We start from the raw sequence: 24362 nt of genomic DNA, 5'->3' as shown, positions 1-24362 counted from the left end.
TCCCGGCCGGGCGCCCCTCCTCGTTTTCACTTGCCCCGCACCAGGACCCCGACCGCGATCGCGCCCGCGGCCACGATCGCCGCGGCCCAGCCGTTCGCCACGGCGTAGCCGTGCACGGTCGCCGCGGGCAGGGCCAGGCCGGCGACCGAGGCGGTCGCGCTCGCCGCGATCGTGTTCAGCGACGCCGTGCCGATCGACGCGCCGACCTGCTGGGACGTGGTGATGAACGCCGACGCCACCCCCGAGTCCTTCGGCTCCACCCGGGCGGTCGCGATGTTCATGACCGTCGGCATCGCCAGCCCGGCGCCCGCGCCCAGCACCAGTTCCACCGGCAGGACCAGGCCCCAGTAGGACGTGTCGACCGACAGCTGGGTCAGCCCGGCGAGCCCGGCGGCCATCAGCAGGAGCCCGGTCACCAGCAGCGGGCGCGGCCCGGTCCGCGGGATCAGCCGGCGCGTCAGCAGCGTCGAGACCGTGACATTGCCCAGCAGGAACGGCAGGAACGCCAGGCCGGCGCCGAGCGCGCCGAAGCCCATGATCGCCTGCAGCTGGTAGGTGAGAAACAGGAACATCCCGAACATCCCGAAGGCCGCGACGGCGATGGTCAGGAAGCCCGAGGAGCGGGCGCGGTCGGCCAGGACGTGCAGCGGCAGCAGGGGGTTCCGGACCCGGGCCTGCCGGAACACGAACCCGGCCAGCAGCGCCACCGCCGCGGCCAGCGTGCCGAGCACCACTGCCGAACCCCAGCCGCGGGTCGCGGCCTCGGAGAGGCCGTAGACAAGCCCGGCGATCCCCGCGCTGCCGAGCGCGCCGCTGATCCAGTCCAGTCGCGTCGAGCGGTGGCCCGGCACGTTCGGCAGCACGAACCAGCCCGCGATGGCGGCGGCGACCGCGATCGGCAGGTTCACGTAGAGGCACCAGCGCCAGGACGCGTACTCGGCCAGCGCGCCACCGGCGACCAGCCCGACCGCGCCGCCGGACATCATGATGGCGCTGTAGATCCCGAACGCCTTGGCCCGTTCCTTCGCCTCGGTGAAGGTGATGGTCAGCAGCGAGAGCGTGGACGGCGCCAGCAGCGCGGCGAAGACCCCCTGGGCCGCGCGGGCGGCGATGAGCAGACCCGAGCCGGTGGCCATCCCGCCGAGCGCGGACGCGGCGGCGAAGCCGAGCGCGCCCACGATGAGCGTGTTCTTGCGGCCCAGCCGGTCGGCCAGCCGTCCGCCGAGCAGCAGCAGACCGCCGAAGGTGAGCGTGTAGGCGGTGATCGCCCACTGCCTGGCCACGTCGGACATGCCGAGGTCGGCCTGCGCGGTGGGCAGCGCGATGTTGACGATGGTGGTGTCGATGATGACGAGGAGCTGGGCGAGCCCGACGACGGCGAGCGCCCACCACTTCCTCGAGTCGGCCGGCGCCGTCACCGGCGCCGGAGTGGTTGTCGTCATGGTGGAAACCCCCTGGTGGAGAACTGGGTTAGACTGAGAGCAAGCATTACTAGTCGGCCGACAAGTAATGGCGCTGCCGACACGGTAGGCCCATTCCTAGCCGGGCGTCAAGCAAGTTTGAGAGTTCCTCAGGAAGGACGGTCATGGCGGGGCGGCGGACCGACACGCGCGAGCGCATCCAGCAGATCGCGCTGGACCTGTTCGTCGAGCAGGGCTACGAGAAGACGTCGTTGCGGGAGATCGCGGAAGCGCTCGGGGTGACCAAAGCCGCGCTCTACTACCACTTCCGGACGAAGGAAGACATCGTCCACAGCCTGATCGAGGACATCGGCGCCTCGCTCGACGAGATCATCGAGTGGGCGCGGGCCCAGGACGATCCCGCGCAGGCCCGCGAGGAGTTGCTGCGCAGGCTCTCCGACCTGATCCAGGGCCGGTTCGGCCCGATCATGCGGTTCATGCAGGACAACCAGCCCGCGCTGAAGGACCTGCACGCCGGGCACGTGCTCGCGACACGGATGAAGGGGCTGTTCACCTTCCTCGTCCCCGCCGACGCGAGCCCCGAGGACCAGCTGCGCTCCCGGCTCGCCCTGGTCGCGCTCATGCTCGGCAACAACCCGCAGTTCCTGGACGAAAACCCGAGCGAGCAGTCGGCCGACGTGGCGCTGCGCGTCGCACTGGAGCTTGCCTCTCCGCGCTCTCCGGCGGGCACGTAGGCTTGACTGGTGCTCGCCGTCGTACCGCCACCTGTCACCGTCAGGGTGCCCTCCAAGATCAACCTGCACCTGTCGGTCGGCGACCTGCGCCCGGACGGTTTCCACGACCTGACGACCGTCTTCCACGCGCTTTCGCTGACCGACGAGGTCACCGTCGCGCTGGCCGAGGAGCCGGGTGTCGAGGTCTACGGCGAGGGTGAGCAGGTTGTGCCCACCGGCGCCAGCAACCTCGCGTGGCGCGCGGTCGAGGCGCTGGCCGCGCACGTCGGCAAGACCGACGGGGCCTCGAACGTCCGGGTGGTCCTCCGCAAGGGGATCCCCGTCGCGGGTGGAATGGCGGGCGGCAGCGCCGACGCCGCGGGCACGCTGGTCGCCCTCGCCGCGCTGTGGAAGCTGGACATCGGGCGCGACGAGCTCGCCGGGATCGCCGCGAAGCTCGGCTCGGACGTGCCGTTCGGGCTCTACGGCGGCACCGCGCTGGGCACCGGCCGCGGCGAGCAGCTGGTGCCGGTCCTGTCGCGGCACACCTTCCACTGGGTGCTCGCGTTCGACCAGCGCGGACTGTCCACCGAGCGCGTCTATGCCGAACTCGACCGGCTCCGCGAGACCGGCAACCCGCCGCGCGTCGGCTCGCACGCGCCGGTCGTCGAGGCGCTGGCCTCCGGCGACCCGCGTCAGCTGGCCCTGTTGCTCGGCAACGACCTGCAGGCCGCCGCGGTGTCGCTGCGGCCCGGCCTGCGCCGCACGCTGCGCGCCGGGGTGAACGCCGGCGCGCTGGCAGGCACCGTGTCCGGTTCCGGCCCGACGTGCGCGTTCCTGTGCGCTGACGCGGAGTCCGCGCTCGAGGTCGCGGCCGAGCTGGCCGGGGCCGGCGTGTGCCGGACGGTGCGGGTCGCGCACGGCCCGGTGCCGGGCGCGCGGCTCGTCGGCGGCGACGAACACCGGCCCACTCCTCCGCAGGTGCACGCGTAGTGGCGAATTTGATCAACCTCGAGGCGGTCTCCAAGTCCTACGGGGTCCGCCCGCTGCTGGACAACGTCTCCCTCGGCGTCGGCGAAGGCGAGCGCATCGGCGTCGTCGGCCTCAACGGCGGTGGCAAGACCACGCTGCTGGAGGTCCTCTCCGGACTCGCCGAGCCGGATTCCGGCCGGGTGAGCCAGGTCCGCGGGCTGCGGCTCGCGGTGGTCACCCAGCGCACGGAGCTGGCGGAGGGCAGTTCGATCCGCGACGCCGTGCTCGCCGGTTTCGACGCCGAGCACGAGTGGGCGGCCGACGCCCGGGTCCGGTCCATTGTGGAGGGACTTGGGATCACCGAGCTGGGGCTGGACAACCCGACCGCGACACTGTCCGGTGGGGAGCGGCGCCGGGTCGCGCTGGCCGCCGCGCTGATCGGCGACCTGGACCTGCTGGTGCTCGACGAGCCGACCAACCACCTCGACGTCGAGGGCGTGCGCTGGCTCGCCGACCACCTGCTGGCGCGGCGGTCCGCGCTCGTGGTCGTCACCCACGACCGGTGGTTCCTGGACACGGTGTGCGGGCGGACCTGGGAGGTCGCCGACGGCCGCGTCGAGCAGTACGAGGGCGGGTACGCGGACTGGATCTTCGCGCGCGCCGAGCGGGCGCGGCTCGCGGCGTCGATGGAGGAAAAGCGGCGCAACCTCGCGCGCAAGGAGCTGGCCTGGCTGCAGCGCGGCGCGAAGGCCCGCACGTCGAAGCCGCGGTACCGGATCGAGGCGGCCGAGGCGCTGATCGCGGACGTGCCGGAGCCGCGCGACACGGCCGAGCTGATGTCGTTCGCGAAGCGGCGGCTCGGCAAGACCGTGCTGGAGCTGGAGGACGTGACCCTCAAGGCCGGCGACAAGACGGTCGTCGAGGGGCTCACCTGGCGGATCGGGCCGGGTGACCGGTTCGGGCTGGTCGGCGTGAACGGGTCGGGCAAGACGACGCTGCTGAAGCTGCTGGCAGGGGAGCGCGAGCCGGTCGCGGGGCGGCGGATCGAGGGCAAGACGGTGCGGCTGGCGCACCTGTCGCAGGAGCTGGACGAGCTGCCGGGGCAGCTGCGGGTGCTGGAGGCCGTCGAGGAGGTCTCGGCGCGGGTCGTGCTGGGCAAGCAGGAGCTGTCGGCGTCGCAGCTGGCGGAGAAGCTCGGGTTCCCGCCGGCGCGGCAGTGGACGCCGGTGGAGGACCTGTCCGGCGGCGAGCGGCGGCGGCTGCAGCTGGCGCGGCTGCTGATGGCCGAGCCGAACGTGCTGCTGCTCGACGAGCCGACGAACGACCTGGACATCGACACGCTGCAGCAGCTGGAGGACCTGCTGGACTCCTGGCCGGGCACGATGGTCGTGGTCTCGCACGACCGCTACCTGGTGGAACGCGTGACGGACGCGGTGTACGCCCTGTTCGGCGACGGCCGGATCACGCACCTGCCCGGCGGAATCGACGAGTACCTGTCGCGGCGGGCGTCCGCCCGTGCCTCGGTGTCGGCGCCGAAGCCCGCGCAGAAGACGTCCAGCGCGGCGGAGTTCCGGGCGGCGCAGAAGGAACTGTCCCGGTTGGAGCGGCGGCTGGACCAGCTGCACGCGCGGGAGACGAAGCTGCACGAGCAGCTCGCCGAGCACGCCACCGAGCCGGACAAGCTGGTCGAGCTGAACACGGAGCTGAAGACGGTGCGCGCGGAGATCGAGGACGTCGAGGCGCGCTGGCTGGAGACCTCCGAACTGGTGGAGTAGGCGCACCGGGCTGCTTCGACGCCATCACTGGGGGTCTTGGTGCCGGTCTCCGGTCAGGCGCGGGCGTAGTCGCCGAGTGAGGGTTCCAGCAGGGCGAACGCCTGCTCGGCCTCCGGGCCGACCACGGCGGCGATCTCCGGGTTGTCCCGGCCGGCCAGGGTCAGCTCCTGGATGCGCGCGAACAGCACCCGGTGCACCTCACCGAGCACCGACGTCGAGGCGCGTTGGCTGGAGACCTCCGAACTGGTGGAGTAGGCGCGCCGGGTTGCTCCGAAGCCATCACTGGGGGCCTTGGTGCCGGTCTCCGGTCAGGCGCGGGCGTAGTCGCCGAGTGAGGGTTCCAGCAGGGCGAACGCCTGCTCCGCCTCCGGGCCCACCACGGCGGCGATCTCCGGGTTGTCCCGGCCGGCCAGGGTCAGCTCCTGGATGCGCGCGAACAGCACCCGGTGCACTCCACCGAGCACCGACGCCGCCGCGCGGGGTGTGATGTCGCCGGGTGCGGCTCCGGTCGCTTCGGCGAGGGTGGCGGCCAGCGCCTCCTCGCGCTGGTCGTGCAGGCCGCGCAGGCACACCGACAGCGTCGGGCTCTCCGCGATCATCCGGCTGAACTCCGGGCCCGCGAACCCCGCGACCGGGTCCTGCCGCTCGACCGCCCCCAGGAAGTCCCGGCGCAGTGCGGCCAGCGCCGACTCACCCGGCTCGCGGGCCACGACCGTGCGGGCCAGGCTCGCCACGAACTGGTCCTGGTGGTCGAACGCCAGGTCCTCCTTGCGCGGGAAGTAGTTGGTCACGGTCTTCTTCGCGACCCGCGCGGCCTCCGCGATCTCGGCGATCGTCGTCTGCTCGAAACCCTTCGCCATGAAGAGCCGGGTCGCCTGGTCGGAGATCAACTGCCGCGTCTCTTGCTTCTTGGCTTCGCGGAGGCCGGTGACGGTCATGAGCGAATCTTACCCTCGTCCTACTTTTACGTTGACAACTAGCCTGCGTTCAGGATAAGTTTACGTCGGTAGTAAGTTTACTCCTGTGAGGTGTTCGTGCCAGACCCCACCGTGCTCCACCCGCTCGCCGAGCACCCGCGCGTGGTGTTCCTGAAACCGCTGGTCACCGATCCGCGTTTCCAGGTCGGCGAGTTCACCTACTACGACGACCCGGACGCCGCCGCCGAGTTCGAGACCCGCAACGTCCTCTACGCCTACGGGCCGGAGAAGCTGATCATCGGCAAGTACTGCGCGATCGCCTCCGGCACGCGGTTCCTGATGGCCGGGGCGGAACACCCGACGATGGGGGTGTCGACCTACCCGTTCACGATGTTCGGCGGCGCGTGGGCGGAGTCCACACTGGACCTCGTCACGAACATGCCCAGCCGGGGCGACACGGTGGTGGGCAACGACGTCTGGTTCGGCTACGGCGCGACCGTCATGCCCGGCGTGACGATCGGCAACGGCGCGATCATCGCCGCGGGCGCGGTCGTCACCGCGGACGTGCCGCCGTACACGATCGTCGGCGGCAACCCGGCCCGGCCGATCCGCGCTCGCTACGAGCCGGAGGACGTCGAACGGCTCGAACGCGCCGCCTGGTGGGACTGGCCGGTCGAACTGGTCACCCGGCACGTGCGGACGATCATGTCCGGCACGCCCGCCGACATCGCCGCGATCAAGGAGGTAAGGGCTTGACGTTCGACGTGACAGCCGAATTCGACCGCCAGGTCGCCAACCTGGTGGACCGCGGCTACCCGGCGCTCGCCGGGCTCGACGAGGACGGCTTCCGCGCACTGGTCGAGCCGCTGCGCGCCGCGGCCCGGGCCGGCGACCTCGACCCGGAGGCGGGCCGCGTGCCGTTCCTGCTGGTCGTGACCCGGAAGGTCGCACCGATCGAGGAGACGATGCCGCGCACCACCCTGCACCGCGGGAGGCTGCCCGGGTTCGTCGACCACTCCTTCGAACCCGGATCGCTCGACCGGTTCGTGTCCACTGTGGACCTCCCGGCCCCGGACGCCTACCTGTTGTTCGACGTCGAGCGCGGCGAGGAGTTCTGCGGCGCGGTCCCGAACGACGCGATGGAGGTGATCGCCGGCCGCAGCCGCACCCTGCTCACCATCGAGGAGGGCATCGCCCTGATCACGCACTTCCCGGAGGTGCTGGTCAAGAACAAGTGCTTCTCGCTGGGCGGTTCGCGCTGCGGCGACCGGCGGGTGCCGGCGATCTGGATCAGCAAGCGGGCGCCGAAGCTCGGCTGGTGCTGGCAGGGCAACCCGCACACCTGGCTGGGCATGGCCTCGGCCGGCTCCCGCGCGGTGTGACCGCCGGTGCCGGGCGGGCCACCCCGCCCGGCACCGGGTCTCACATCTCGGTGCCTGCCGAGAACATCACCGGCCGGACCTCGATGCCGAGGCCGTCGACCGCGGCGTCCGGGATCATCGCGGCCAGTTCCAGTGCGCGTTCCCGGCTTTCGACGTCCACCAGGTAGTACCCGCCGAGGTACTCCTTCGCCTCCAGGTACGGGCCGTCGGTCACCACCTGCGCGCCGTCCCGCACCCGCACGACCGCGCTGTTCGACGGGTCGGCCAGCGCGGTCGTGCCGATGAACTCGCCGGACTCGCGGATGGCGTCCATGAACGGTCCGTGCCCGCTCATGATCGCGTTGCGCTCCTCCTCCGCCAGCGACTCCCACACGGCGGGGTTCATGTGCATGATCAGCAAGTACTTCACGGGTGCCTCCTCAAGGGCTGTCTTACCAGGAGGTCGGAGCGCGGGGGCGGGTTTCGACACCGCCGCCGGGACGATCCGGGGAACTTCGTCGCCGGATAAGGTGAGCGCCATGAGTCGGTTCGTGGAGACGCTCGTCCGCACCGCTGCGGAGGGTGGTCAGTTGCGTGGCATGGTCACCGGGGAGCCGAAGGAGCCGGTCCGCCGGACCTGGGCCGAAGTCCACGAGCAGGCGCGGCGCATGGCCGGCGCGCTCGTCGCCGGTGGCCTGGAGCCGGGCAGCGCCGTCGCCGTGCTGGCCGGGGCGCCTGCCCTGATCGCGCCGACGGTGCAGGCGGTGTGGCTCGCCGGGGGCAGCGTGACGATGCTGCACCAGCCCACCCCGCGCACCGACCTCGCGCTGTGGGCCGAGGACACGGTCAAGGTGCTGGGCATGATCGACGCGAAGCTGGTCGTGCTCGGCGAGCCGTTCGACGCGCTCGCGCCGGTGCTCACCGAGCACAACATCGGGTTCCGGATGATCACCGACCTGTTCGAGGGCGAGCCGATCGCCGAGCCGGTGGCGCGTGGCGAGGACGACCTGGCGCTGCTGCAGCTCACCAGCGGCTCGACCGCCGACCCGAAGGCCGTGCGGATCACCCACGGCAACCTCTACACCAACGTCAAGGCCATGGTGGAGCGGGCGGAGTTCGACTTCGCGAAGGACATCATGGTGTCCTGGCTGCCCACCTTCCACGACATGGGCATGGTCGGGTTCCTGACCGTGCCGATGACGTTCGGCGTGGAGCTGATCAAGATCACCCCGGCCGAGTTCCTCACCGGGCCGCTGATCTGGCCCGAGCTGATCAGCAAGTACCGCGCCACCACCACCGCGGCCCCGAACTTCGCCTACGCCATTGTCGGCAAGCGGCTGCAGCGGGTGGAGGACGAAAACGCTTACGACCTGTCGACGCTGCGGATCGCGCTGAACGGGGCCGAGCCGATCGACGAGTCGGCTGTGCAGTCGTTCGTCGAGGGCGGCGCCCGGTTCAAGATGCCCGCGGAGTGCGTGTTCCCCGCGTACGGCATGGCCGAGGCCACGCTCGCGGTGTCGTTCGCGCCGCTGTTCACCGGACTGACGCTGGACGTCATCGAGGCCGACGCGCTCGAGGCGGACAACCGGGCGGTGCCGGTGCCCGAGGGCGACCCGCGGCGCGGGACCGAGGAGGTCCGCTCGTTCGCCGTGCTGGGCCGCCCGCTGGACGGGCTGGAGGCGCGGATCGTCGACGACAGCGGCAAGGTGCTCGGCGACCGCGAGGTCGGGGAGATCCAGCTGACCGGCCCGGCCGTGACGCCCGGTTACCTGACGATGGAGGGCCCGAAGCCGACGCAGGACGCCGAGGGCTGGCTCGCGACCGGCGACCTCGGGTACCTGGTCGACGGGCAGATCGTGATCTGCGGGCGCCGCAAGGACGTCATCATCATGGGTGGCCGCAACATCTACCCGACGGACATCGAACGCGCCGCGACCGCCGTGGACGGGGTGCGGGCAGGCAATGCGGTGGCCGTGCGGATCGACGCGGGGACGCGCCGGGAGCGGTTCGCGGTGGTGCTGGAGTCGAAGCTGGCCGGCGACGCCGAGGCCGAGCGGAGGCTGCAGAAGGAGGTCGCGGCGCGGGTGCGGGACGCGGTGGACGCCCGGCCGTACGCGGTGGTCGTCCTGCCGGCAGGCAGCCTGCCCAAGACGCCGTCCGGCAAGGTCAAACGCGCGGCGACGGCGGTCCAGTACGCCGACGCGATCGCGAAGAACGCCGCCTCCTGACCGCCGCCCCACCCGGCCCGGGTGGGGAGTTCATTCGCTGGGGTGTGGGGTTCGCGGGGCCGGGCGCAGGGCTCGCTGGGCGTGGGGCTCGCCGGGTGTGCGCGAGCCCCACGTTCCAGGGAGTGTGGTCTGCGCTCAGGCGCGAGTTCGACGGTTGCTCACTCCGTGAGGGTCACCTTCGGGATCTCGGCCGGGTCGCCTTCCGCGCGTGGTGCGGTCGCCTGCGTGACCGTCCGGGCCTCGGGCACCGGGTAGGGGCGGCCGCCTCGGCGGGCGAACTCGTCTTCGACCTGGTCGAGGAACTCGTCGACCTCGCGCTCGTCGTAGCCCCGCTTCCCGAGCAGCGGCTTGCTGAACATGACGTGGTGCACCTCGGCGGCCGTCAGGTCGTCCTCGCCCACCAGGGTCCTGGCGATGCGCTCGACGAACTCGTCGACCTCGTGCTTGGCGTACCCGCGCCGGCCGATGGGGGCGTTACCGAACTCGACTCGATAAACGTCTTCGGCGGAAAGGGACATGTGGAGTGCTCCAGTTCAGCGTGGACGGGACAACTTCCCTAATCCCGTCCTAGCCGCCGGATCAAACCTCCGGAAGAGCATTTGTCCCCCTGGAACACCATGGAGCGGTGAGAGGAACACCTGTGGGTGACTGACGCTCACCCAGCGTGGAAGTCGTTTTGGGCCGCCGTCAGCCCTTTGCCGATCAGCGCTTCGACGGCGTCGGCGCACCGGTCCAGCTCCAGCGGGAGGTCCTTGCGCTCCACCGTGGAGAAGTCCTTGAGCACGAAATCGGCGGGGTCCATCCGGCCAGGGGGCCGCCCGATGCCGAAGCGCACGCGGTAGTAGTCACGCGTGCCGAGGGACTTGCTGATCGACCGCAGCCCGTTGTGGCCGCCTTCGCCGCCGCCGAGCTTGAGCTTCAGCCCGCCGAACGGCACGTCCAGCTCGTCGTGCACGACGACGACGCCGCTCGGGTCGACCTTGTAGAACTTCGCCGCGCCCGCGACCGGCCCGCCGGAGACGTTCATGAACGACCGCGGCTTGACCAGCACGACGCGACGCCCGGCGAGACGCCCTTCCAGGACCTCGCCGCCGGACTTGTGGGTCTTGAACTTGCCGCCGACGCGGGCGGCGAGCTCGTCGAGCACCATGAAACCCACGTTGTGCCGGTTGCCGGCGTAACGCGGGCCGGGATTGCCGAGGCCGACGAGCAGAACCAGCTCGCCGGCCCCGGGAACGTCCGAACTCACTTACTCGGCGGCGCTCTCGGCCGCCTCGTCGCCGGTCTCCTCGGCGGGCTCCGCGGAGGTGGCCTGCGCCTCGTTGACGGCGACGACCAGGCTCTCCGGGTCGGTCAGCAGGACCGCGCCGGCGGGCAGGGTGACCTGCGAGGCGAGGATCTGGGTGCCGGCCTCGGCGCCCTCGATGGACACCTCGAACTGCTCCGGGATGTGCAGCGCCTCGACCTCGATCGACAGGGTGTCGACCTCCTGCACCTGCAGGGTGCCCGGGGCCGGCTCGCCGGTCAGCACGACCGGGACGTCCACGGTGACCTTCTCGCCGCGCTGGACGACCAGCAGGTCGACGTGCTCGATGTAGTTCTTGATCGGGTGCACGGTGACCGTCTTGGTCAGGGCCAGCTCGGTGTCGCCGTTGAGGCTGAGGGTGAGGACCGCGTTGCTGCCGTTCTCACGGATGACGCGGGCGAACTCCAGAGCGGGCAGGGCCAGGTGGCGGGGGTCGGTACCGTGGCCGTACAGCACGGCGGGAACCTTGCCGGCGCGACGGGTGCGGCGCGCGGCGCCCTTGCCGAACTCGGTGCGGGGCTCGGCGGACAGACGTACCTCGGACACGGTGTAGCACTCCTTCAAACAATTTTGCGTGGCGGCGCAGATGGCGGGTGGTCGCATCGGCGGCGAGTTCCACGGACATGCTCGAGCAGCGGACCTCAAGCCGCCGCGTCGATCACGTCGGGCACCGGGTGCAGCATGGAGCCCGCCTCGCCGAGACAACCTGTTCAGTGTAATCGGCCGGAACCACAAGGGTTACCTGGGGTCCAACCCCACCGGAGCCGGGTGGTCATCGCGTCGCCTGACACGGCCGGGGAGTCCGCCCTGCGGGCGGTGCGCCTTGCGGCGCCGGAAGGTCACCTTCCGACCACCCCCGCCCCCTCTCCCTGATTGTGTTTCAGTCGCCGAGCAGGGTTGTCAAGGCGGGAAAGCGTGCCTTGACAACCCTGGTCGGCGACCAAAGATCGGCTGTGGATCGGGGGCGGGGGAGGTCTGGTTGGGGTGGTCGGTGGCGTTGCGTCGCCGGCTTGCGGTTGGGCGGTGGTGCGGAGCTTCTGTGTAAACCGATCGGATGACAGCTTGGCCGCTCAGGAACTCCGGAACCTGAAAGTGCGTCTCATTCACGAACTGCCGTTCCACTGGTGAGCGAGGAGGCCGGATGCGCCTGCGCGGTCTCGCGGTGCTCGTCCTCGTCCTGCTCGTCGCCTGTGAGGCTCCCCAGCGGCCCGCCTCGCCGGATCCTCGCTCCGCCGTCGACGAGGCCCTCACAGCCCTCGCCGGGGAAGCCGCCGTCGCGTATCGGGTTCCTGGTGCGACCCTCACCGTTACCAAGGGCGGGCTCGTCGAGGGGCAGGTTCCGGTCCAGGACGACACCGTGCGGGCCCTCCGGGTGGGTGGCTCGCTCTACGTTCGCGCCTCCCCGGCCTACTGGCAGCGGCAGGGCATGTCCGCGCCCCGCGCCGAGCGGTTCGGCTCCCAGTGGACCAGGGCGGACCGCGGGATGCCGTTCGACCCGGGGCGGCTCCTGGCGCCGCAGGTGGTGGCCGCTGCGCTGCGGGCCGCACTGCCGGTGGGCGTGCCGGTCGAGGCAGGCGGCGCGTTCGACCTCGGTGGGCTCCGGGTCACCGCGACCTCGCCCCACCGTGTGCTCAGCTTCCCGCCCGCTTTCCTCGGGCCCATCGCCGGCCAGTTCGGGCCGCACGAGATCGCCCTCGGCGACGTGCACCTGCCCGGCCTGCGCGAACGCCTCGACGAAGGTGTGGCCGAACTCGGGCAGCCCCTCATCGCCGGGCCGGTCGTCGCCGCCAGGGTCACCGACCACGAACTCGGCTGCACGGCCGGCGGCGCCTGCACGGACACCGTCCGCGTCGACAACCGCCTGCTCGGCGCGGCCCCCGGGGCGGCCGCGCGCGTCAGCCTCACCTCGGCCGTCACCTCCGACGCCCTCGGCACCCGCACCTGCGCGCGGGAGGTCGTCCTCCCGCTGGACACCGCCGCCGACGTCTCCTGCTCGGTCAAATTCACGCTGCCCCGGGCCGACGGCGCGACCAGGCTGCAGGCCGCGCCGTCGGTGACCGCCGAACCCGTCGCCCTCGTCGACCCCGGCGCGCTCAACCGAGACATCGCCGCCGAGCTAGGCCCGTAGCAGCGGGATCACCGGCGCGAACTCCTCCATCGCCATCTCGAACACCGTGAAGTACGTGAACCCGTACCGCTCGCGCATCGCCCGGATCTTCGCCGCGATCTGCTCCGGCGTCCCGGCCAGCATCTGCGGCGCGTCCACCAGCCGGGCGGCCGACCAGCCCAGCTCCGACGGCACCCCGGCCAGCCACTCCTCCAGCGCCGGAACCGGGTCGTCGGCCACCACGACGTTCTGGATCAGCATGTTGTGCTGCACCTGCCGATCGCCGGCCCGCTCGCGGAAGAACCCGACCCGGTCGTCCAGCTCCGCGGCGGAGGCCAGGTCGAACGTCCCCGGCGGGTAGCCGCGCGCGTGCTTCAACCCGGCGAACCCGACGATGTCCGCGTGCTCCGCCGCCAGCCGCAGCACCCCGTTGCTGTTGCCCGCGATCAGCAGCGGCGGCGCGTCGTCCAGGCGGTCCCGCAGCACCTCGATCGTCCGGGCCAGGTGCTTGATCCGCTCGGCGGGCGGCGCGAACGGCAGCCCGGCGTCGTCGAACTCGGACTTCATGTGCCCGGACCCGAGCCCGACGTCCAGCCGTCCGCCGGTGAGCAGCGCGGTCGAGGCGACCTCCCGCGCCAGCAGCACCGGGTTGTAGAAGGGCGCGTTGAGCACCATGTGCCCCACCCGCACCCGGTCGGTGGCCTGCGCGGCGGCGACCAGCGCCGGGAACGGCGCGGGCATGCCCAGGTGGTCGGGGATGGTGATGGTGTCGTAGCCCAGCTCCTCGGCGCGACGGCACTTGGCCGCCCAGTCGTCGCGCCCGGTCAGGAACCGCAGGGAAACACCGAAGCGGTAGTCGTTCATGCCCGTGACGCTAGGCAGGAAAAAGCCCTTCCGCCGCCGGTTTCGCCAGCGGCGGAAGGGCCAGGGGAGAACTCAGGCGTTGCCGTCGAACAGGCTGGTGACCGAGCCGTCCTCGAACACCTGCTGGATCGCCTCCGCCAGCAGCGGCGCGATCGACAGGACCGTCAGGTTCGGGAACCGCTTCTCCGGCGCGATCGGCAGCGAGTTCGTGACGATGACCTCGCGCGCCTTGCAGTTGGACAGCCGCTCGGTGGCCGGGTCGGAGAGGATGCCGTGCGTGGTCGCGATGACGACGTCCGCGGCGCCCTCGGCGAGCAGCGCGTCGGTGGCCTTCACGATCGTGCCGCCGGTGTCGATCATGTCGTCCACCAGGATGCACAGCTTGCCCTCGACCTGGCCGACGACGCGGTTGGCCACGGCCTGGTTCGGCTTGTCGGGGTCACGCGTCTTGTGGATGAACGCGATCGGCCGGTCGCCCAGCTGGGCGGCCCACTTCTCGGCCAGCCGCACGCGGCCGGAGTCCGGCGAGACCACGGCGATGTCGGCGTCGCCGTAGGTCTTCTTGATGTGATCGGCCAGCAGGGTCTGCGCGAACAGGTGGTCCACCGGTCCGTCGAAGAAGCCCTGGATCTGCGCGGTGTGCAGGTCGACCGTCATGATCCGGTCGGCGCCCGCGGTCTTGAACAGGTCGGCGATCAGCCGGGCCGAGATCGGCTCGCGGCCCTTGTGCTTCTTGTCCTGCCGCGCGTACGGGTAGAACGGCATGACCACGGTGATGCGCTTGGCGCTGGCGCGCTTGAGCGCGTCCACCATGATCAGCTGCTCCATCACCCACTCGTTGATGGGCGTGGTGTGGCTCTGGATGACGAAGGCGTCCGTGCCGCGGACCGACTCCTCGAAACGCACGAACAGCTCGCCGTTGGCGAACGTGTGCGCCGTCTGCGGGGTGATCGTCACGTTGAGGTGCTCAGCGACCTCCTCCGCGAGTTCCCGGTGTGCGCGGCCGGAGAAGAGCATCAGGTTCTTCTTCGGCGTGCCGGACTTAGGACTCATCAGACGACTCCCGCTCGGTCTCTTCCTTGTTTTCCTGCGCGGCGAGCGCAGCCTGAGCCGCCTCCGCCGCTGGAGTACCCGGCCTGCGCCGGGGCACCCAGCCTTCAATATTGCGCTGTGGTCCAGTCGACACCGCCAGCGCCCCCGGCGGGACGTTCCGCCTGATCACAGTGCCAGCGCCTGAGTACGCACCGTCACCAACGGTGACCGGCGCGACGAACATGTTGTCCGATCCGGTCTTGACATGGGAACCGATGGTGGTGTGGTGCTTGCGCACGCCGTCGTAGTTGACGAACACGCTGGACGCGCCGATGTTGCTGTACTCGCCGATCGTGGCGTCCCCGACGTAGGTCAGGTGCGGCACCTTGGTGCCGGTGCCGATGTCGGCGTTCTTGGTCTCGACGAACGTGCCGATCTTGCCCTTGTCGCCCAGCTTGGTGCCCGGCCGCAGGTAGGCGAACGGGCCGACGCTCGCGCCCGCGCCGATCTCGGAGTCGTAGCCGTGCGCGCGGACCACCTGGGCGCCGGCGCCGACGGTGACGCCGGTGAGCGTGGTGTCCGGCCCGATCACCGCGCCCTCGCCGACCTTCGTGCCGCCCTTGAGCTGCACGCCCGGCTCGATCACCACGTCACGGGCCAGTTCGACGTCCACGTCCAGCCACACCGACGCCGGGTCGACCACGGTGACCCCGGCGCGCTGCCAGCGCTGCACGAGGCGGCGGTTCAGCTCGGCGCCGATCGCGGCGAGCTGGACGCGGTCGTTGACGCCCTCGGTCAGCCACGGGTCGTCCACGACGAGCGCGCCGACGCCACGGCCGTCGCCGCGGGCGATCGCCAGCACGTCGGTCAGGTACAGCTCGCCCTGTGCGTTGTCGGTGGACAGCCGGGTCAGCGCGTCGGCCAGCACGGCCGCGTCGAACGCGTAGACGCCGGAGTTGATCTCGTCGATCTCCAGCTGCTCCGGCGACGCGTCCTTCTGCTCGACGATCGCGGTGACCGCGCCGGCCGCATCGCGCACGATCCGGCCGTAACCGGTCGGGTCGGCGACCACGGACGTCAGAACCGTGACCGCGTGGCCGTTCTCGCGGTGCTCGGCCAGCAGCGCGGCCATGGTCTCGGTGTCCAGCAACGGGACGTCGCCGTAGCTGACGAGAACTGTGCCCGAAAGTCCTTCCGGCAGAACGGACAAAGCACACGAAACCGCGTCGCCGGTGCCATTCTGCTTCTCCTGCACCGCGGTCGCGACGGGCCGCCCGAGCGCCTCGCCGACCTTGCCCAGGTGCTCGGTGACGGCCTCCCGGCCGTGTCCGACGACGACGACCAGGTGGTCCGGCGAAAGCCCGGCTGCGGCCCGCACGGCGTGCTCGACCAGCGGCCTCCCGGCCAGCGGGTGCAGCACCTTCGGGGTGTTCGAACGCATCCGGGTGCCCTCGCCCGCGGCGAGGATGACAGTGCTCAGCGGGCCGGTCACGGCACTCCCAACGAATACGGGACGGGTGGTGGCGGGGCCCGATCCTACGTGTCCTGCCTGGCAGCCGGCTGTGGGTCGCCCTCGGAGCCGGGTTCCGCCTCTGCGATAAGGGACTCGCCCGCCGTCGACTGGGCCGTCGCGACCTGGTTCCCGCCGCCGCGTTTCGCCTGGTACATCGCGGCGTCGGCGCGGGCGAGCACCTGGTCGGCCCGCTCCTGCGGGCGCAGCGACACCAGTCCCACCGAAAGGGTTACCCCGTGCGACAGGTGGTGGGGCAGCGAGTCGACCGCGGTGACCGCCCGGCCCAGCGCCTGCTTGGCCGCCGAGACCGGCGCGCCGGGCAGCAGCGCGACGAACTCGTCGCCGCCGTAGCGGGCCACGATGTCGTCACCGCGCAACGCGTCCCGCAGCGTCGAGGCGACCACGCGCAGCACGTCGTCGCCCTCGGCGTGCGAGTGCTGGTCGTTGACGCCTTTGAAGCCGTCCAGGTCGATCAGCGCGACCGCGAGCGGCTGGGCGGTGGTCGACGCGGACAGCGTGCGCAGGTGCTCGTCCAGCGCGCGCCGGTTGGGCAGGCCGGTCAGCGGGTCCTGCAGCGCCTGCTGGCTGATCGCGCCGTGCTGCGCGGACAGCCGCTCGTGCTCGCGGCGCGTGTCCAGGGTCGCCAGCTGCGACTCCCGCATGTGCCACAGCTCGACCTCCAGCGCGGCCGAGTACTCCGCCAGCGCCCGCGACGACTCGCTGTCGGCGTCGCTGTCCAGCCGCGCGATCTCCCGCATCAGGTGCAGGTTCATCGACGGCATCGAGTTGTCCTCGGCGAGGGTGAGCTTCGTGGCGTGCAGCGCCTTCAGCGCGTCGTCGTGCTGGCCTGCGTGCTCCAGGCAGCGGGCCAGCGCGATCGTGACGATCACCTGCTCGTGCGGGTAGCCCGGCTCGATCAGCAACCGCCGCAGCCGGTCGACGTGCGCCGGCTCCGGCGCGGCCAGCGCGAGGGCGGCCGCCAGCACGCCCACCTGGTCGACCGCGGCCACGCCGATCTTCCGCGGGAACAGCGACTCGGCGAACGGGGCCTCGACCGCGACGGCCATCGAGGCGGCCGTGCTGAACTTCGCGGCCGCCTCCTCGTGCCGCGCGACCCGCTCCAGCCGCAGGCCCCAGCCCAGCAGCATCTTGATGCGGTTCATCAGCTGCAGCGTGATCTCGTGCGGACCGGCGGTCTCCCGGATGGCCTGGTGGGCCCTCGCGATGACCTCCTCGGCCGCCTCGTACACGCCCAGCTGGTTGAGCACGATCCAGCAGTCCAGCAGCGCGCTGGACTGGGCCTTGGCCCACTCCCGGCGCGACATGTGCATGTCCGGCGTGTTCGAATCGTCCAGGATCGCCAGCGCCCTGGCGATCTCGGTCAGCGCCGCGTCCTCCTGCTTGGCCAGCACCAGGCGGCGGCCGCGCAGGGCGTGGGCGTCGGCGCGGAACAACGCGAGGCCGTGGCGGCGGGTGTGGGCCAGCATCTCGTCGAGCAGCGGCTCGGCTTCGGCGGCGAGACCGCGGGTGACGAGCCTGCCCAGCGACGCCGCGCGGAGGAGCTGGGAGACCAGGACCGGCTCACCCCGGCGCTGGGCCTCGTCGAGGAGCTCGTCCATCGTCCGGACGATCTCGAGCTGCTCGCCGTGCTCCGTGTGCTGCACGGCGGCGATCAGTTCCCGGGCGCGCCCGGCCAGCCAGGCATCGGAGAGCTCGGCCAGTGCCGGCCGCCTGGTCTTCGGTCTGCTCTCGCCTTGCAGCGTGGCGCACCCCCTTCGGGCACGTCGGGGTAGGGCACGGCAGCTCCGCCGCCAGGACTCGAACCTGAACTATCAGAACCAAAATCTGAGGTGCTGCCAATTACACCACGGCGGATCGTGCCTGGTCAGGATAGCGACGTCGAAAAACCGCGCCAGTCCTGGGGTTGTGTCCGAGGTTTGAACGGCTCCCCAGGGGGCAAAACCTCCTGTACCGTAACTTACGGAAACGTAGGTTAGGACGACCTTTCTCAGGGTTTGCCCAGGTAGGAAGAAGTGTTGCGCATGACATCCACTCCGGTAATGGAACCACCTCAGACCAAGGGCCCGAAACCGGTCATCGCCGGTCAGCGAGGCGCCGGTGTTCAGTTCTCGGTCTACCTCGGCGTGATACTCCCGCTGGCCGCGCTCATCGCCGCCGTGCCGTTCGCTTGGGGGTGGGGACTGAGCTGGGTGGACGTCGGGCTGTTCATCGCCTTCTACGTCATCAGCGGGCTCGGGATCACCGTCTCGTACCACCGCTACTTCACGCACGGCTCGTTCAAGGCCAAGCCGTGGCTGCGCGTGGCGCTGGCCATCGCCGGCAGCTTCGCGGTGCAGGGCCCGGTCATCACCTGGGTCGCCGACCACCGCCGCCACCACGCCTTCTCCGACCGCGACGGCGACCCGCACTCGCCGTGGGCGTTCGGCACCTCGCCGCTGGCCATCGCCAAGGGCTTCTGGCACGCGCACATGGGCTGGCTGTTCGAGCGGGACACGAGCAACGCCGAGCGGTTCGCCCCGGACCTGCTGAAGGACCCGGCCATCAAGAAGGTCGACGAGCTGTTCTGGCTGTGGACGCTGCTCACGCTGACGCTGCCGGCCCTTCTCGGCGGCCTCATCACCTGGTCGTTCTGGGGTGCGGTCACCGCGTTCTTCTGGGCCGGGCTGGTCCGGGTGTGCGTGCTGCACCACGTGACGTGGTCGGTCAACTCGGTGTGCCACATGATCGGTGAGCGGCCGTTCGCAGCGCGCGACAAGTCGGCCAACTTCTGGCCGCTGGCGATCCTGTCCTTCGGCGAGTCCTGGCACAACCTGCACCACGCCGACCCGACCTCGGCGCGGCACGGTGTCAAGCGCGGCCAGATCGACATCTCGGCCCGCGTGATCTGGGCGTTCGAGAAGCTCGGGTGGGTGCACAACGTGCGCTGGCCCACCCCGCAGCGCCTGGCACGTCTGTCGTCGGAATAGGGCCAGCCCCTCGCCCACCACCACCCTCAATGGAAACGCTGCGCGTTGCAGTTACTCTCCATGAGTGGCGGGACGACGTCGAGCGAAGCGTGAGGCCACCGGGGTGCGGCCTCCGGGGCCGGTGCCCCGCGTCCGGATGACGGGCGCGGAACGCCGGCAGCAACTGCTCGACGTCGCCCGCAAGCTCTTCGCCGAGAAGGGCTTCGACGGCACCTCCATCGAGGAGATCGCCCACCGGGCGAACGTCTCCAAACCCGTGGTCTACGAGCACTTCGGCGGCAAGGAAGGCATCTACGCCGTCGTCGTCGACCGCGAGACCCAGTCCCTGCTCGACCGGATGGTGTCCACTTTGCACGGTGGGCACCCCAGGGCGATGCTCGAGCAGGCGGCCGGCGCGCTGCTGGCCTACGTCGAGGAGTCGCACGACGGCTTCCGCATCCTCGTCCGCGACTCGCCGGTGGCCAGCGCCTCCGGCACGTTCTCCACGCTGCTCAACGACATCGCGATGCAGGTCGAGCACATCCTCGCGCAGCAGTTCGACGCGCGCGGCTACGACGACAAGCTCGCGCCGCTCTACGCCCAGGCGCTGGTCGGGATGGTCGCCCTGACCGGCCAGTGGTGGCTCGACGCCCGCCGCCCCAAGCGCCACGAGGTGGCCGCGCACCTGGTCAACCTGGCCTGGAACGGGCTGTCGCACCTGGAGCACAAGCCCAAACTGCGCCTGGACTGACCGGATTCCCGCTACACTGCGCCACGAGTCGACAGCACGGCGTTGGGGGCGGTGTGGTGAGTGGGGGCCGGCTCCGGCTGAGTGTGCTCGGCCCGCTCCGGGCCTGGCGCGGCGACCAGCCCCTCGACCTGGGCCCGGTCCGGCAGAAAGCCCTGCTCGCCGCGCTCGTGTTGCGCCCGGACGTGGTGGTCGGCGCCGGTGAGCTCCTCGACGACGTGTGGGGCCTCGAACCGCCGGGCACCGGCCGCCGCGTGGTGCCGGTCTACGTCCACCGGTTGCGCAAGTGCCTACGCGCGAGTGAAGACGAGCCCGCGGACGCCGTGATCGCCCGCGACAGCAGCGGCTACCGGTTCGTCGGCGCCGCCGCCGAGGTGGACACCGTGACCCTGGACCGGATCGCGGCCGAGGCCGCGGCCGCGGAGCGTGCCGGTGATCTCGCCGTCGCGGTGCGCGCCGCCGCAGACGCGCTGGACCTGTTCGACGGTGAGCCGCTCACCGGGCTGCCCGGCCCCTTCCTCGACGGGCACCGGCTCCGGCTCACCGAACGCCGCATCGCGCTGCAGCTCGGGAAGGCCGGGTGGCAGCTGCGCCTGGGACGGCACGGCGAGGTGATCGACGAGCTGTCCGCGCTCGCCGGCGTCCACCCGCACCACGAGGAGCTGGCCGCGCTGCTGATGCGCGCGCTGTACGCGGCGGGACGGCGGGCGGACGCGCTGGCCGTGTTCACCGGGCTGCGCCGCCGCCTCGTGGACGACCTCGGCGTGGAGCCGGGCGCCGAACCGCGCCGGGTGCAGCAGGCGGTGCTGCGGGGTGACGACACCGCGCTCGGCGTCACGCGCAAACGCCCGCCCCGCAACGAGTTGCCCGCGGACGGCGGTGAACTCGCCGGGCGTGCGGACGAGCTGGCGCGGCTCGTCGAGCCGGGCGACCCGGAGCTGGTGACCGTCATCGCGGTCGACGGCGTCGCGGGCGCGGGCAAGAGCGCACTCGCCCTCCGCGCCGCCCACGTGTTGCGTCCGGACTTCCCGGACGGCTGCCTGCACCTGAACCTGCACGGGCACACCGAGGGGCACGAGCCGCTGCGCCCGGCGCACGCGCTGGCCCGGCTGCTGCGGGCGATCGGCGTCGACACCGGGCCGGTCGGGCCGGACGTCGACGAGCTGGCCGCGACCTGGCGGTCGGCGACCGCGTCCTCGCGGCTGCTGCTGGTGCTCGACGACGCGAAGAGCGCCGAGCAGGTGCGGCCGTTGCTGCCCTCCGGCGCGGGCAGCACGGTGCTGGTGACGAGCAGGCAACGGCTGACCGGGTTGCCCGCCGACCGCCGGGTGTCGCTCGACGTGCTCGATGCCGTTGCCGCGGAAGGACTTCTGCGCCGGGTCGTCGGCGCCGAGCGGGTCGGGCGGGAGCCCGGCGCGGTGCGCGAGCTGGTCCGGTTGTGCGGCGGGTTGCCACTGGCGCTGCGGATCGCGGGCGCCCGGCTGCAGAACCGTCCGATGTGGACCGTCGAGCACCTGGTGGACCGGCTCGCCGACGACTCGCGCAGGCTGGGCGAGCTGACCGCGGAGGACCACGGCGTCGAGGCGGCGCTGCGGCTGTCCTACCGCCAGCTCGCGGCCGCCGAGCAGCGCACGTTCCGGGTGCTCGGGCTGGCACCGACGGTCGAGTTCGACGCGCGGGCGGTGGCCGCGATGCTCGGGCTAGCCGAACCGGTGGCGGGGGATTCGCTGGAACGCCTGGTGGACGCGAGCCTGCTGCTGCAGCCGGCCCCTGGGCGCTACCGGCTGCACGACCTGGTGGCGGTGTTCGCCCGGCGGCTGGGCGCGGACGAGCCCGGGGCCAGGGCCGGGGTGCTGCGGCTGTACGCGGCCGCCGCGCGGATCGCGAGCGACTGGGGCGTCCACGACCCGTCGAGCGGTCCGCCGGTGGACGACGTGCCGTTCACCGGCTGGGCGGACGCGGCGGGCTGGCTCGACTCGGCAGGCGGCGAGCTGCCGGACGTCGTCCGCTACGCGGCGGAGGCCGGGGAAGCGGACTACGCGTGCTGGATCGCCGAGGGGCTCGTCGAGTACGTGGTCCGGCAGGGCCGCTACGACGAGTGCCGCGCGGCGCTGGAGATCGCGCTCCCGCTCGCCGAGCAGTGCGCCGACCCACGGATGCGGTCCGCGGTGCGGTTCGGGTTCGGGGTCGCGGAGGGCATGCAGGGCCGCTACGAGCGGAGCCGCCCATGGCTGCACGAGGCGCTGCGGATCAGCAGGCAGGCCGGGGACCGCCGGGAGGAGGCCCGCGCGCTCTGCGGCCTCGGCACGCTCGCGGTTGCGTGCGGCGACACCGGCGAGGCGCTCGCCCTGCTGCACGAGGCCCACGAGCTGGGGCGCAGGCTGGACGACCCGTTCCTGTGCGGGATGGCGGTCGCCAACATCGGCCTGACCCACCTGCGGCTCGGCCGGTTCGACGAGGCCCGCGCCTGCCTGGAGCAGGGGGTCGCATTCGGCGAGAAGATCGGGCGGCCGCGGGCGGTGGCGATGGCGGTGGGCAGCCTGGGGAAGTTCCACCTGGCGGTCGGACGGCACGCGGAAGCAGTGGGCGCGTTGCGCCGGGCCGCGGGGGCCGCCGAGGAGGCCGGGGACATCGCGCTGACCGCCGACTGCCTGTCGATGTGGGGCGCGGCGGAGTCCGGGCTCGGCAACGCGGAGGCGGCGCTGGAGCTGCAGCGGAGGGCGTTCGCGCTGGTCACCGAGCGGACCCGGCCGCAGCTGGAGCTGGAGATCCGCAACCGGCTGGGCGCGAGCCTGCTCGCGGTCGCGGACGTGTCTGGGGCGCGGGAGCAGTTCGAGGTGGTGCTGGCCCGGACCTCGGGTGATCACGTGGAACGGGTGCGGGCGGGTGCGGGTTTGGCGGCGTGTGAGGTGCCGGGTCGTTGATCAGGTGGCGCGGGGTGGGCTGGGCGAGCGGCTTCTCCAGGGCGCGGCGGTGCGCTCCTCGGGTGGGGGCGAGGTGCTGGCCTGGACCTCGGGTGATCCACGTGGAACGGGTGCGGGCGGGTGCGGGTTTGGCGGCGTGTGAGGGGCCGGGCTGTTGATCAGGTGGTGCGGGGGTGGGCTGGGCGAGCGGCTTGTCCATCGCGTCGGTGCGCTCCCCGGGCGGGCTTCCAGGCGGTTCGAGGTGCTGGTCTGGACCTCGGGTGACCACGTGGAACGGGTGCGGGGTTGGCGGCGTGTGAGGTGCCGGGCCGTTGATCAGGCGGCGTGGCCGGGCAGGGCCGTTTCCTTCCGCAGGGCGCGCAGGATGTCCAGTTCGCGCTCGATGTCGCGTCGCTTGGCTTCCAGGCGTTCGGCTTGCTCGGCGAGCAGCTCCTCCAGCACGCCGTTGCGCTCCTCGGGCGGGGCCTCCAGGCAGGGGAGCAGTTCGTTGACCGTGGCGCTGGACAGGCCGGCCGCGAACAGGTGCTGGATCAGGACCACCCGCTCGACCATCGAGCTGTCGAAGTCGCGCCACCCGCCCGGCGTGCGTGACGACCGGATGAGCCCCTGTTCCTCGTAGTACCGCAAAGACCGGGTGCTGACCCCGGTGGCCTCCGCCAGCTCCCCGATGCGCATGAGCCTCCTCCAGACCGTCCGCCGCTCCCCATTCTTGCAATTGACACCGGTGTGAAGTTTCACGATGTGCGGTGCACAGCCAAACTCCGTGAAAGGAACCTCCGTGCACTGGTTCTACCTCGGCGTCGCCGTTCTCTTCGAGATCGCGGTCGCCATCTCCGCAGGCAAGGCCCAGGGCTTCACCCGGCCCGCCTGGACCGCCGCCACGCTGGTCAGCGGCGGCATCGCCACCTACCTCCTCAGCCTGGCGCTGCTGACCTTCGACGTGGGCGTCGGCTACGCGATCTGGACCTCCGTCGCCGGCGTCGGGATCGTCGTCCTCGGCGTCGTCCTGTTCGGTCAGCGCCTCGACTGGCGCAAGGTGCTCGGCATCGCCGCCGTCATCGCCGGCGTCGTCGGCCTCCAGCTGAGCGGAGCCGCGTGATGGCGCGCCGCACGTCCACCGCACCCGCCGCCGCCTGGCCCGTCCTCCTGCTCGCCGGCGCCTTCGAAGTCGGCTACGCCCTGTCCGTCGGCGGCAGCCAGGGCTTCACCGTGCTCTCCTGGTCGCTCGTCGCGGTCGTCTTCTTCCTGCTCACGCTCTTCGCGCTGAGCCTCGCCCTGCGCAGCATCGACGTGGGCATCGGCTACGCGGTCTGGGCCGGCATCGGCGCCGCCGGAGCCGCCCTGCTCGGCCCGGTGTTCTTCGACGAGACCCTCACGCCGGCCAAGGCGCTGTGGCTCACGGTGATCATCGCCGGCGTTGTGTGGCTCAAGCTCGCCGACCGCCCTCGGGCCTGATGCGTGTCAGAGCCGTGTCAGCCGGGTGTCAGCGCCGGCCGTGATGGTGGGTCCCAGCAA

Annotated in this window: 24 protein-coding genes and 1 tRNA gene; 12 read left to right on the top strand and 13 right to left on the bottom strand. The window is 71.6% G+C overall.

The genetic code is table 11. From position 1 onward, the window contains the following. Positions 1-26: 26 nt before the first annotated feature. Positions 27-1442 carry a DHA2 family efflux MFS transporter permease subunit gene (locus AMY39116_RS0320120; RefSeq protein WP_235716177.1) on the bottom strand — a complete coding sequence of 472 codons (1416 nt, stop codon included), beginning with the start codon at positions 1440-1442 and terminating at the stop codon, positions 27-29. A 143-nt stretch (positions 1443-1585) separates the two neighbouring features. Here AMY39116_RS0320120 and AMY39116_RS0320115 point away from each other — a divergent pair, with 143 nt between their 5' ends. Genes AMY39116_RS0320115 through AMY39116_RS0320105 form a run of 3 tightly spaced genes read left to right on the top strand, consistent with a single transcriptional unit; the run spans position 1586 to position 4881 of the window. Further along, a complete protein-coding gene (locus tag AMY39116_RS0320115) occupies positions 1586-2155 on the top strand; it encodes a TetR/AcrR family transcriptional regulator (protein ID WP_020419439.1) in 570 nt (189 codons plus the stop codon). Positions 2156-2164: 9 nt separating this feature from the next. Continuing rightward, positions 2165-3127, top strand: coding sequence for a 4-(cytidine 5'-diphospho)-2-C-methyl-D-erythritol kinase (locus tag AMY39116_RS0320110; protein WP_027936078.1), 963 nt, complete (start codon positions 2165-2167; stop codon positions 3125-3127). Next, a complete protein-coding gene (locus tag AMY39116_RS0320105) occupies positions 3127-4881 on the top strand; it encodes an ABC-F family ATP-binding cassette domain-containing protein (RefSeq protein ID WP_020419437.1) in 1755 nt (584 codons plus the stop codon). Before AMY39116_RS0320110 ends, AMY39116_RS0320105 begins: the two co-directional genes overlap by 1 nt. 53 nt (positions 4882-4934) lie before the next feature. Here AMY39116_RS0320105 and AMY39116_RS47870 read toward each other — a convergent pair whose 3' ends face one another. Next, positions 4935-5069 carry a hypothetical protein gene (locus AMY39116_RS47870; protein ID WP_255346855.1) on the bottom strand — a complete coding sequence of 45 codons (135 nt, stop codon included), beginning with the start codon at positions 5067-5069 and terminating at the stop codon, positions 4935-4937. Positions 5070-5189: 120 nt separating this feature from the next. After that, on the bottom strand, positions 5190-5819 hold the full coding sequence (locus AMY39116_RS0320095) for a TetR/AcrR family transcriptional regulator (protein ID WP_020419435.1): 630 nt from the start codon (positions 5817-5819) through the stop codon (positions 5190-5192). A gap of 90 nt (positions 5820-5909) precedes the next feature. Between AMY39116_RS0320095 and AMY39116_RS0320090 the strand changes: the two genes are divergently transcribed. Together AMY39116_RS0320090 and AMY39116_RS0320085 are read left to right on the top strand one after the other, a co-directional pair. Then, the gene (locus AMY39116_RS0320090; protein ID WP_020419434.1) at positions 5910-6554 is read left to right on the top strand and encodes a CatB-related O-acetyltransferase; all 645 of its coding nucleotides are present in this window, start codon (positions 5910-5912) and stop codon (positions 6552-6554) included. Continuing rightward, positions 6551-7180: a DUF5701 family protein gene (locus tag AMY39116_RS0320085; protein ID WP_020419433.1), complete on the top strand. Its 630-nt coding sequence runs from the start codon at positions 6551-6553 to the stop codon at positions 7178-7180. The genes AMY39116_RS0320090 and AMY39116_RS0320085 overlap by 4 nt, the downstream gene beginning before the upstream one ends. Positions 7181-7220: 40 nt before the next feature. Here the strand turns inward: AMY39116_RS0320085 and AMY39116_RS0320080 are convergent, their stop codons facing one another. Then, complete coding sequence (locus tag AMY39116_RS0320080; RefSeq protein ID WP_020419432.1) at positions 7221-7589, bottom strand: YciI family protein; 369 nt, start codon at positions 7587-7589, stop codon at positions 7221-7223. A 109-nt stretch (positions 7590-7698) separates the two neighbouring features. Here AMY39116_RS0320080 and AMY39116_RS0320075 point away from each other — a divergent pair, with 109 nt between their 5' ends. After that, positions 7699-9387 (top strand): fatty acyl-AMP ligase, encoded by a 1689-nt coding sequence (locus AMY39116_RS0320075; protein WP_020419431.1) that lies wholly within the window; start codon positions 7699-7701, stop codon positions 9385-9387. Positions 9388-9545: 158 nt separating this feature from the next. Here AMY39116_RS0320075 and AMY39116_RS0320070 read toward each other — a convergent pair whose 3' ends face one another. The 3 genes from AMY39116_RS0320070 to AMY39116_RS0320060 all read right to left on the bottom strand — a co-directional run bounded on the left by AMY39116_RS0320070 (position 9546) and on the right by AMY39116_RS0320060 (position 11239). Continuing rightward, positions 9546-9905, bottom strand: coding sequence for a DivIVA domain-containing protein (locus AMY39116_RS0320070; protein WP_020419430.1), 360 nt, complete (start codon positions 9903-9905; stop codon positions 9546-9548). Between the two features lie 137 nt (positions 9906-10042). Further along, the gene (gene pth / locus AMY39116_RS0320065) at positions 10043-10636 is read right to left on the bottom strand and encodes an aminoacyl-tRNA hydrolase (protein ID WP_020419429.1); all 594 of its coding nucleotides are present in this window, start codon (positions 10634-10636) and stop codon (positions 10043-10045) included. Then, complete coding sequence (locus AMY39116_RS0320060; RefSeq protein ID WP_020419428.1) at positions 10637-11239, bottom strand: 50S ribosomal protein L25/general stress protein Ctc; 603 nt, start codon at positions 11237-11239, stop codon at positions 10637-10639. Positions 11240-11834: 595 nt separating this feature from the next. Between AMY39116_RS0320060 and AMY39116_RS0320055 the strand changes: the two genes are divergently transcribed. Further along, on the top strand, positions 11835-12821 hold the full coding sequence (locus AMY39116_RS0320055) for a hypothetical protein (protein ID WP_020419427.1): 987 nt from the start codon (positions 11835-11837) through the stop codon (positions 12819-12821). Here AMY39116_RS0320055 and AMY39116_RS0320050 read toward each other — a convergent pair. From AMY39116_RS0320050 to AMY39116_RS0320030, 5 genes are all read right to left on the bottom strand, one after another. Further along, on the bottom strand, positions 12810-13664 hold the full coding sequence (locus AMY39116_RS0320050; protein ID WP_020419426.1) for a TIGR03621 family F420-dependent LLM class oxidoreductase: 855 nt from the start codon (positions 13662-13664) through the stop codon (positions 12810-12812). The genes AMY39116_RS0320055 and AMY39116_RS0320050 overlap by 12 nt on opposite strands. Before the next feature lie 72 nt (positions 13665-13736). Then, a complete protein-coding gene (locus AMY39116_RS0320045) occupies positions 13737-14717 on the bottom strand; it encodes a ribose-phosphate diphosphokinase (protein ID WP_027936077.1) in 981 nt (326 codons plus the stop codon). After that, entirely contained in the window at positions 14707-16188 is a 1482-nt protein-coding gene (glmU, locus tag AMY39116_RS0320040; RefSeq protein WP_020419424.1) for a bifunctional UDP-N-acetylglucosamine diphosphorylase/glucosamine-1-phosphate N-acetyltransferase GlmU, read from the bottom strand. Before glmU ends, AMY39116_RS0320045 begins: the two co-directional genes overlap by 11 nt. A gap of 44 nt (positions 16189-16232) precedes the next feature. Further along, on the bottom strand, positions 16233-17873 hold the full coding sequence (locus tag AMY39116_RS43265) for a diguanylate cyclase (protein ID WP_020419423.1): 1641 nt from the start codon (positions 17871-17873) through the stop codon (positions 16233-16235). Positions 17874-18012: 139 nt separating this feature from the next. Continuing rightward, positions 18013-18084 (bottom strand) — tRNA-Gln (locus AMY39116_RS0320030). Positions 18085-18269: 185 nt separating this feature from the next. On the opposite strand from AMY39116_RS0320030, the gene AMY39116_RS0320025 reads away from it, so the two are divergent. From AMY39116_RS0320025 to AMY39116_RS0320015, 3 genes are all read left to right on the top strand, one after another. Next, a complete protein-coding gene (locus tag AMY39116_RS0320025) occupies positions 18270-19196 on the top strand; it encodes an acyl-CoA desaturase (protein ID WP_020419422.1) in 927 nt (308 codons plus the stop codon). A 136-nt stretch (positions 19197-19332) separates the two neighbouring features. Continuing rightward, positions 19333-19926 carry a TetR/AcrR family transcriptional regulator gene (locus tag AMY39116_RS0320020; protein ID WP_020419421.1) on the top strand — a complete coding sequence of 198 codons (594 nt, stop codon included), beginning with the start codon at positions 19333-19335 and terminating at the stop codon, positions 19924-19926. Positions 19927-19982: 56 nt separating this feature from the next. Next, a complete protein-coding gene (locus tag AMY39116_RS0320015) occupies positions 19983-22847 on the top strand; it encodes a BTAD domain-containing putative transcriptional regulator (protein WP_027936075.1) in 2865 nt (954 codons plus the stop codon). Positions 22848-23162: 315 nt separating this feature from the next. Here the strand turns inward: AMY39116_RS0320015 and AMY39116_RS0320010 are convergent, their stop codons facing one another. Next, complete coding sequence (locus tag AMY39116_RS0320010; RefSeq protein ID WP_020419419.1) at positions 23163-23522, bottom strand: MerR family transcriptional regulator; 360 nt, start codon at positions 23520-23522, stop codon at positions 23163-23165. A 103-nt stretch (positions 23523-23625) separates the two neighbouring features. On the opposite strand from AMY39116_RS0320010, the gene AMY39116_RS0320005 reads away from it, so the two are divergent. Beyond that, positions 23626-23946 carry a multidrug efflux SMR transporter gene (locus AMY39116_RS0320005; protein ID WP_020419418.1) on the top strand — a complete coding sequence of 107 codons (321 nt, stop codon included), beginning with the start codon at positions 23626-23628 and terminating at the stop codon, positions 23944-23946. After that, positions 23946-24302, top strand: a complete 357-nt coding sequence (locus AMY39116_RS0320000; RefSeq protein WP_020419417.1) for a multidrug efflux SMR transporter — start codon at positions 23946-23948, stop codon at positions 24300-24302. Before AMY39116_RS0320005 ends, AMY39116_RS0320000 begins: the two co-directional genes overlap by 1 nt. The last annotated feature ends 60 nt before the right edge of the window (positions 24303-24362 follow it).

It is taken from the genome of Amycolatopsis sp. ATCC 39116 (genome assembly GCF_000231075.2).
In the GTDB taxonomy this organism is placed as follows: domain Bacteria; phylum Actinomycetota; class Actinomycetes; order Mycobacteriales; family Pseudonocardiaceae; genus Amycolatopsis_E; species Amycolatopsis_E tucumanensis.
The sequence above is the reverse complement of the archived record's forward strand: the minus strand, read 5'-3'. Positions and strand labels throughout refer to the sequence as shown.

Coding starts and splice junctions, on each gene's coding strand:
- AMY39116_RS0320120 (WP_235716177.1), bottom strand. CDS start 1,442: ATGACGACAACCACTCCGGCGCCGGTGACGGCGCCGGCCGACTCGAGG.
- AMY39116_RS0320115 (WP_020419439.1), top strand. CDS start 1,586: ATGGCGGGGCGGCGGACCGACACGCGCGAGCGCATCCAGCAGATCGCG.
- AMY39116_RS0320095 (WP_020419435.1), bottom strand. CDS start 5,819: ATGACCGTCACCGGCCTCCGCGAAGCCAAGAAGCAAGAGACGCGGCAG.
- AMY39116_RS0320075 (WP_020419431.1), top strand. CDS start 7,699: ATGAGTCGGTTCGTGGAGACGCTCGTCCGCACCGCTGCGGAGGGTGGT.
- AMY39116_RS0320070 (WP_020419430.1), bottom strand. CDS start 9,905: ATGTCCCTTTCCGCCGAAGACGTTTATCGAGTCGAGTTCGGTAACGCC.
- AMY39116_RS0320055 (WP_020419427.1), top strand. CDS start 11,835: ATGCGCCTGCGCGGTCTCGCGGTGCTCGTCCTCGTCCTGCTCGTCGCC.
- AMY39116_RS0320050 (WP_020419426.1), bottom strand. CDS start 13,664: ATGAACGACTACCGCTTCGGTGTTTCCCTGCGGTTCCTGACCGGGCGC.
- AMY39116_RS0320045 (WP_027936077.1), bottom strand. CDS start 14,717: ATGAGTCCTAAGTCCGGCACGCCGAAGAAGAACCTGATGCTCTTCTCC.
- AMY39116_RS0320025 (WP_020419422.1), top strand. CDS start 18,270: ATGGAACCACCTCAGACCAAGGGCCCGAAACCGGTCATCGCCGGTCAG.
- AMY39116_RS0320020 (WP_020419421.1), top strand. CDS start 19,333: ATGACGGGCGCGGAACGCCGGCAGCAACTGCTCGACGTCGCCCGCAAG.
- AMY39116_RS0320010 (WP_020419419.1), bottom strand. CDS start 23,522: ATGCGCATCGGGGAGCTGGCGGAGGCCACCGGGGTCAGCACCCGGTCT.
- AMY39116_RS0320000 (WP_020419417.1), top strand. CDS start 23,946: ATGGCGCGCCGCACGTCCACCGCACCCGCCGCCGCCTGGCCCGTCCTC.